At 71.6% G+C, this 7,678-nt stretch carries 5 protein-coding genes; 2 read left to right on the top strand and 3 right to left on the bottom strand.

Annotation, left to right across the window (positions count from 1 at the left end):
• Window positions 1-151: 151 nt before the first annotated feature.
• The gene (locus tag AOK00_RS24755) at window positions 152-2,506 is read right to left on the bottom strand and encodes a SulP family inorganic anion transporter (protein WP_055602491.1); all 2,355 of its coding nucleotides are present in this window, start codon (window positions 2,504-2,506) and stop codon (window positions 152-154) included.
• Between the two features lie 312 nt (window positions 2,507-2,818).
• On the opposite strand from AOK00_RS24755, the gene AOK00_RS24760 reads away from it, so the two are divergent.
• Complete coding sequence (locus tag AOK00_RS24760; RefSeq protein ID WP_055602492.1) at window positions 2,819-4,150, top strand: hypothetical protein; 1,332 nt, start codon at window positions 2,819-2,821, stop codon at window positions 4,148-4,150.
• A 202-nt stretch (window positions 4,151-4,352) separates the two neighbouring features.
• Here AOK00_RS24760 and AOK00_RS24765 read toward each other — a convergent pair whose 3' ends face one another.
• Window positions 4,353-5,336 (bottom strand): ATP-binding protein, encoded by a 984-nt coding sequence (locus AOK00_RS24765; RefSeq protein ID WP_055602493.1) that lies wholly within the window; start codon window positions 5,334-5,336, stop codon window positions 4,353-4,355.
• A 102-nt stretch (window positions 5,337-5,438) separates the two neighbouring features.
• Here AOK00_RS24765 and AOK00_RS24770 point away from each other — a divergent pair, with 102 nt between their 5' ends.
• The gene (locus tag AOK00_RS24770) at window positions 5,439-6,257 is read left to right on the top strand and encodes a hypothetical protein (protein ID WP_055602494.1); all 819 of its coding nucleotides are present in this window, start codon (window positions 5,439-5,441) and stop codon (window positions 6,255-6,257) included.
• A gap of 398 nt (window positions 6,258-6,655) precedes the next feature.
• Here AOK00_RS24770 and AOK00_RS24775 read toward each other — a convergent pair whose 3' ends face one another.
• On the bottom strand, window positions 6,656-7,522 hold the full coding sequence (locus tag AOK00_RS24775; protein ID WP_055602495.1) for an HAD family hydrolase: 867 nt from the start codon (window positions 7,520-7,522) through the stop codon (window positions 6,656-6,658).
• Window positions 7,523-7,678 lie beyond the last annotated feature (156 nt).

Consider the following 7,678-nt stretch of genomic DNA (forward strand, 5'->3'; position numbering starts at 1 on the left):
CTCACGGACCGGGGGAGCGGAAGGTTCAGGACGCGCTGCCCCGTCCGTGTTCAGGGGGCATTCGCCTGCCCCTGATCAGGACGCGCTGTCCTGTCCTCGATCAGGACGCCCCGGCCCTTCCGGCGATCAGGACGTTCTGGCCCGGCCCTGATCAGGACGCCCTTGCCGCTTCCAGGGGCTCCGTCGGCATGACCTGGGTGAAGACGTCGTCGTACGAGTGCACCTCGTCCGTCCCGGAGAGGAGGTACGCCTGCGCCTCGCCCACATGGAAGTACACGCCGTGCAGCGAGAGCGTGCCCTCGGCGAGCCGCCGCGCCACCGACTCGTACGCCCGCAGGTGCTCCAGCTGCTGGACCACGTTGGTCAGACAGAGCTGCTCGACCGCGTCCGCCGGTAGCCGCCCGGAGATCCGGGCCCAGGCGTGTCTCCGGCTCGCCATCCGCTCCAGGCTGGGTCGGCCGTGGCGCAGCCAGCGGCGGAGCGGGGTCGGCGGGTCGTCCGGGCCGGCGTTGAGCAGGGCCTGCATCGCGCCGCAGCCGGAGTGGCCGCAGACGGTGATCGACTCGACCCGCAGCACCTCCACCGCGTATTCGATCGCCGCCGCCACCGAGTCGTCGCCGCTCTCCTCGCCGGGCAGGGGGACGAGGTTCCCGACGTTCCGCACGGTGAACAGGTCGCCGGGGCCGCTCGACGTGATCATGCTGGTGACGAGACGGGAGTCGGCGCAGGTCAGGAAGAGCTGCGAGGGGGTCTGGCCCTCCCGGGCGAGCCGCGCGAGCTCGTCCCGGACCAGCGGGGCCGTGTTCCGCTGGAACTTGCCGATGCCGCTGGCCAGCTTCAGACCCGTCGTGCGAGGGGTCTGCACGGCCTCGTCGGGCCGCTCGTCCGGCTGCTCGCCGCACTGGTGGTTGTGCCACGGGGTCCAGGGTCGGCAGCAGGTGTGCGCGGCGGCGACCGAGGGGGTGGGCTCGGCGATCCTCGCACCGGAGGGGCCGGTCGTCTCGACCGTCCCGCCGTGGGCGACGTGCCCCGCGGTCCAGTCGCTGAGCGTCTCGTAGGCCGCGTGGTCCATGAAGGAGCCGTCGAGCTCGACCACCACGTCGGAACCGTGCGGCAGTTGGTGGAGGGCGCGGCTGAGCCGGGGCACCGCGAGGAAGGTCAGCTGGCCCCGGACGTGCAGCAGCTGGCGCCCGTCCCGCTCCTCGCGGGTGATCCGGGTCCGGGCGAGCCGGTGCAGGGCGACCGCGATCGCCACGACGATGCCGAGCGCGACGCCCTCCAGGATGCCGATGAGGACGACGCCGGACAGCGTCACCGCGTAGACGACGACCTCGCGGTGCCGGGTGACGGTACGGATGTGGGTGATGCTGACCATCTGGATGCCGACCACCATGACCAGGGCGGCGAGCGCGGGCAGCGGGATCAGGTCGAGCACGGGCACGAGCAGCAGGGCCGCGAGCACGATCCACAGGCCGTGCAGCATCGTGGAGGTGCGGCTCACCGCGCCCGCCGAGACGTTGGCGACGCTGCGGACCGCGACGCCGGCGACCGGCAGGCCGCCGAGCGCCCCGGAGACCACGTTGGCCGCGCCCTGACCGGCGAGCTCGCGGTCGAGGGCGGAGCGCGGGACGCCCCGGCCGCCGTCCGGACGGGCGGCGACCAGCTTGTCGACCGCGACGGCGGACAGCAGCGACTGCACGCTGGTGACCAGGGTGATCGTCAGTACCCCGGCCGCGATGCCGAGCACCGGGCCTTCGGGCAGACCGGGCAGGGCGTGGCTGCTCCAGGAGGGCAGGTCGACGCGCGGGACGGCGAGCCCGGCGACCGCCGCGACCGCCGTCGCGCCGGTCACCGCGACGAGCGCGGCCGGGACCTTGCGTACGAGCTGCCCGGCCCGGCCGGGCAGCCGGGGCCAGCACAGCAGCACGGCCACGGTGAGGGCGCTGATGCCGAGAGCCGCCGGGTGGATGTGCGCCAACTGGGCCGGCAGGCCGAGGACGTTGTCGACGGCGGAGCTCTGTGGCGTACTGCCGAGCACGATGTGGAGCTGGGCGAGGGCGATGGTGACGCCGATGCCGGCGAGCATGCCGTGCACGATCGCGGGCGAGACGGCGAGTGCCGAGCGGGCCACCCGGAGGGCGGAGAGCCCGAGTTGGGTGAGCCCGGCGAGCACGGTGATGGCGCAGGTGGTGCGCCAGCCGTACAGCTGGATGAGCTCGGCGGTCACCACGGTGAGGCCGGCGGCGGGGCCGCTCACCTGGAGCGGGGAGCCGCCGAAGCGGCCGGCCACCAGACCGCCGACGGCGGCGGCGACCAGGCCGGCCTGGAGCGGGGCTCCGGTGGCGAGCGCGATGCCGAGCGAGAGCGGCAGCGCGATCAGGAAGACGGCGACGGACGCCGACAGATCGGCTCCGTCGATACGGAAGCGGCGCTGCGGCTTCGGCGGGCTGTGGGGCCGCTGGACGCGGGGCCTGTTGGTCGTGCGGGCAGGGGTGATGAGGGTCATTCCCGTCTCCTCCGGGGCGGCGCGGTCGCGGTTCGTGGGGACGAACGTGGGGGCTCGCGGCCGTGGGTCACGGCGTGCAGCGGCGGGATGCATGGCGGCGGCAAGGCGGGATTCCCGCCGGGGCGAGGATCAACGCTCGGTAAATGGATCGTAATAGAGAGTAAAGTCTCCGGCATTATTTTCGGGGCAAACAGGGCAATGATTCACCGGTTCCGGTGAAGGGTGAACGGTTTTCCGCTTGTCGTTTCATCGCTCCGGCGGTCGCGGTGCGACGTTGACGCCGCTCGTACGGAACCGAGGAGAGGTGCGCGGATGACAGCCGCCGGGAGAAGGACCACTGCCCAGAGGAAGGCGCTCGCCGCCGGTGCCCTCGCCGTCGCCCTGATCGGCGGCCTCGCCGGCTGCTCGGGCTCCGACGGCACCGTCACGAAGAGCGCGCCGGGCGGTGCGGGCGCCAAGGAGGCGCCGGCCGCCGCCCCGCCGAACGCGGTCCGTCTGATCGGCGACGGCTCCACCGCCTACACCGGCGCCCAGCCCCGCCAGCCCGTCTGGCAGCGCCTCAAGCCGGGCGAGACCCCGCCGCAGTTCGTCGTCTTCTCGTGGGACGGCGCCGGCGAGGACAGCCAGAAGCTCTTCTCCCACTTCCGCAAGGTCGGCAAGAAGTACGACGCCACCATGACGTACTTCCTCAGTGGCGTGTACCTGCTGCCCGAGGAGAAGCGGGAGCTCTACGACCCGCCGCAGCACAGCGCCGGCCGCTCCGACATCGGCTTCAACGACACCGAGGGCATCCGCGCCACCGTCCGCGAACTGCGCGGCGCGTGGCAGGAGGGCAACGAGATCGGCACCCACTTCAACGGGCACTTCTGCGGGGCCGAGGGCGGCGTCGGCACCTGGTCCGTCGAGGAGTGGAAGAGCGAGATCAGGCAGGCCAAGTCCTTCGTCAAGAACTGGAAGACCAACTCGGGCCTGCGGGCCGAGCAGCCGCTGCCCTTCGACTACGACAAGGAGCTCGTCGGCGCCCGCACCCCCTGCCTCGAAGGCCGGACGAACTTCGTCCAGGCGGCGGCGCAGCTGGGCTTCCGCTACGACACGAGCGGTGTCAACGACCAGATCTGGCCCAAGAAGGACCTGGGCCTGTGGGACCTGTCGCTCCAGCTCGTGCCGATGCCCGGCCGCGCCTTCCAGACGCTGTCCATGGACTACAACTTCCTCGTCAACCAGTCGCCGGGCACCACCCAGGGCGACCCGTCCCGCCGCGAGTACTGGGGCGACCAGATGCGGGACGGCCTGGTGCAGGCCTTCGAGCGCTCCTACCGGGGCAACCGCGCGCCGCTCATCATCGGCAACCACTTCGAGTCCTGGAACGGTGGCGTGTACATGCGGGCCATCGAGGAGACCATCGCCACGGTCTGCGTCCAGAAGGACGTGAAGTGCGTGTCCTTCCGGCAGCTCGCCGACTGGCTCGACGCCCAGGACCCCGACGTCATCGCCAAGATGCGCACCCTGAAGGTCGGCGAGGCCCCGCCGGCCGGCTGGAAGGCCTTCCTCGCCCCCCAGCCGGCGGCGCCCCCGGCCGCCCCGGCGGCCGACGCCCAGGCCCCGGCGGCCGGGCGCCCCGACGACGGGCGTCAAGCAGGCTGAACGGCGCCGAGTCTCTCGGCCGGTGCGGTCGGCCGAGCTGGGCGGTCATCGGTTCGCCGGGTACGAAGTCGGGATCGACCTGGGCGGCCAGGTCGGCCCCGGGCCCCTCTTCCTGCTCCCCTCGCGCCGCTCGGCGCCCGGGGCGCCTTGCGGGCTTCGTGGCGCTGCGCCGGACTCCGTCCGCCGTCGGCCGCGGGTGCGGTCAGCCGAGCTGGGCGGTCATCGGTTCGCCGAGTACGAAGTCGGGATCGACCTGGGCGGCCAGGTCGGCCCCGGTTTTGGCGTTGCCCCAGCTCTCCGCGTTGCGCAGGTGGAAATGGACCATCTGGCGCGTGTAGCGGTCCCAGTCGCGGTCGGCGTACGAGTCGTCCGCCGCGTCCTGGAGGGCCTGGAGCGACATGCGGTTCTCCGCCTCCAGGAGCTCGAAGCGGGGCGGGCGGCCCTTCTCCATCGCGCGGACCCAGTCCGAGTGGCCCACCGTCACGAGCAGGTCGTCGCCGACCTCCGCGCGCAGGAAGTCCAGGTCGTCCTGGCCCTGCACCTTGTTGCCGACGACCTTCAGCGCGACCCCGAAGTCCCGCGCGTACTCCTTGTACTGGCGGTAGACAGAGACGCCCTTGCGGGTCGGCTCGGCCACCAGGAACGTCATGTCGAAGCGGGTGAAGAGGCCGGAGGCGAAGGAGTCCGAGCCGGCGGTCATGTCGACGACCACGTACTCGTCGGCGCCGTCGACCAGGTGGTTCAGGCAGAGCTCCACCGCCCCGACCTTCGAGTGATAGCAGGACACCCCGAGGTCCGACTCCGTGAAGGGGCCGGTCGCCATCAGACGGATCTCGCCGTCGTCGAGCGGCACCGTCCGTGCGCAGGCCTCGTAGACCGGGTTCTCCTCGCGGACCCGAAGCAGCCGTGAACCCTCCCCGGGCGGCGTCGTCTTGATCATCGTGTCGGCGGAGACGATCCGCGGGTTGCTGCCCCGCAGGTACTCCTTGATCAGCGGCAGATGCGCGCCCATCGCGGGCATCGCGGCGGCGTCCGCGTCGGGCAGGCCGAGCGCGGCGCCCAGGTGCTGGTTGATGTCGGCGTCGACGGCTACGACCGGGGCTTCGTTGGCGGCGAGGTGGCGGATGAAGAGCGAGGACAGCGTGGTCTTGCCGCTGCCGCCCTTCCCCACGAAAGCGATCTTCATGTTCACCTAGGGTAGTGGTATGAACGCGCCGCGTGGTCGGGATGCGTGAAGAAGACCACTCCATCGTGGGGCGGGCCGCCGGGGCGCGTAGCCTCCCTACCTATGAGTACGCACGCCTCTGACCCCTTGGCCGCCCTCGGCTCCCTGCCGGGCGTCGCCGACGCGGTGGACTCCGTACGCAAGGCCGTCGACCGGGTCTACGGCCACCGTGTGATGCGCCGCCGCAGCAACGAGATCTCCTCCGAGGCGGCCCTGCGCGGGGCCCGCGGATCGGCCGCCCTGTCCGGCGCCGACTGGGCCCTGGAAGAGGTCCGCCGCCGCACCGACTTCGGCTCCGACGGCGAGGCCCGGACGGTCGGTGCCGCGCTGCGGCTCGGCGCCGAGGCCGGGCAGCTGCTCTCCATCTGGCGCCAGTCGCCGCTCCGGGTCCTCGCCCGGCTCCACCTGGTCGCCGCGGGCGACCCGGGCGCATCGGTGGGCCGGCCCCGGCTGGACGGTGAGACGGTCGACGAACCGCTGGTCACGGCCCCGCTGCCGACACCCGCCGAGGTCGGCGGACGGCTCGACGGCCTGGCGGAGCTGATCGTCGCGGGCGGCGAGGCCCCCGCGCTCGTGACGGCCGCGGTGGTCCACGGCGAGCTGCTCGCGCTGCGGCCCTTCACTTCGTACAACGGTCTGGTCGCACGGGCCGCCGAGCGGATCGCGCTGGTAGGCAGCGGTCTCGACCCCAAGGCCATCTGCCCGGCGGAGGTCGGTCACGCGGAGCAGGGACGGGCCGCGTACCTGGCCGCGTTCGAGGGTTATCTGTCGGGGACCCCGGAGGGCGTGGGCGGCTGGATCGCGCACTGCGGGCGCTCGGTCGAACTCGGTGTCCGCGAGTCGACGGCCGTGTGCGAGGCCCTCCAGCGAGGCGCGGCCTGAATCCCACGCCCGCGGCGAGGGTCCGTGATGCCGGGCTCGGACGGACGGCGGCGCCGGTGCGGATCGCGGTCCTGAGACAAAGATTCCGGGCCCCTCGCGGGGCCCGGAACGGGTTGCGGCGGCACCAGTTCTGGTACCGCCGCTGGCACGTCTACCCAGTTACCATGCGTCCTCGAATATGTGCCCATCAGGCCGGGAACTTTGCCCGTGGCCTGGTGCGGCTGGCCCGTAATCGACGGGTCGACGTCGCGTGGGTGCTCGGTTTCTGTGCTAGGTCCGTGGGGCCTTCATGCTCAACAGGTGATCCTCTCGGATGTCCTCGGTCTCGCGGGCCTGATTCCTTTCTACTCCTGTCGGGGTAGAAGCGAAAGTGCTGGCTCCACTTCTCTGCTCATTGCTCAAATTCGGGCAAAGTCATCCGCGAGCCGATGAACGACCGCGGCCTGCCGACGCCGGGCGGCGTACCAGACGAGTCCGGCCCCCACGGCCGCCGCCCCCACCGCTGCCGCGGCGACGAGCGTGGGACGGGGCGGCATACGGAATTCGGGCAGCCGCTGCTTGAGCCGCACCGGCTTCTCGAAGGCGAGAACCGGCCATTCCCGCGCCACGGCCTCACGGCGCAGCGTCCGGTCCGGATTGACCACGAAGGGGTGGCCGACGGCCTCCAGCATGGGGATGTCGGTCGCCGAGTCGCTGTACGCGTAGCAGCGCGAGAGGTCGTAGCCCTCGGACTTCGCGAGGTCCCGGACGGCCTCGGCCTTCGTCGGCCCGTAGGCGTAGTACTCCACCTCACCGGTGAAGCAGCCGTCCTCGCCGACCACCATCCGGGTGGCGACGACCCGGTCGGCGCCGAGCATCTCGCCGATCGGCTCGACGACCTCGGCGCCGGAGGTCGAGACGATCACGACGTCGCGGCCGGCGGCGTGGTGCTCCTCGATGAGGGAGGCGGCCTCGTCGTAGATGATCGGGTCGATCAGGTCGTGAAGGGTCTCGGCGACGAGCTCCTTCACCTGGGCCACGTTCCAGCCTTTGCAGAGCGCGGAAAGATATTCACGCATCCGCTCCATCTGGTCGTGATCGGCCCCACCTGCCAGGAAGACGAACTGGATGTAGGCCGTCCGCAGGGCGGCGCGGCGGCTGATCAGTCCGCCCCGGTAGAAGGACTTGCTGAAGGTCAGCGTCGAGGACTTCGCAATGACCGTCTTGTCCAGGTCAAAGAAGGCGGCTGTGCGCGGCAAGGAGTGGTTTTCCACAAGCCTGAGCATAGGTGCCCGCCATTCGGCGTACGCTCGGGCGCGTGGGTTTGCCTGAGAAGGCTCTCGGGTACACCATGGAAGTCACGGATCGTTCGCGACCGTGCTAATCCGGTCCGGCTCCTCCCCCCCCGAGTCGGCCGGAGAGACGACCCCCGCTCTCCCCCC

The sequence above is a fragment of the Streptomyces aureus genome, assembly GCF_001418135.1.
GTDB classification, from domain to species: Bacteria; Actinomycetota; Actinomycetes; order Streptomycetales; family Streptomycetaceae; genus Streptomyces; species Streptomyces aureus_A.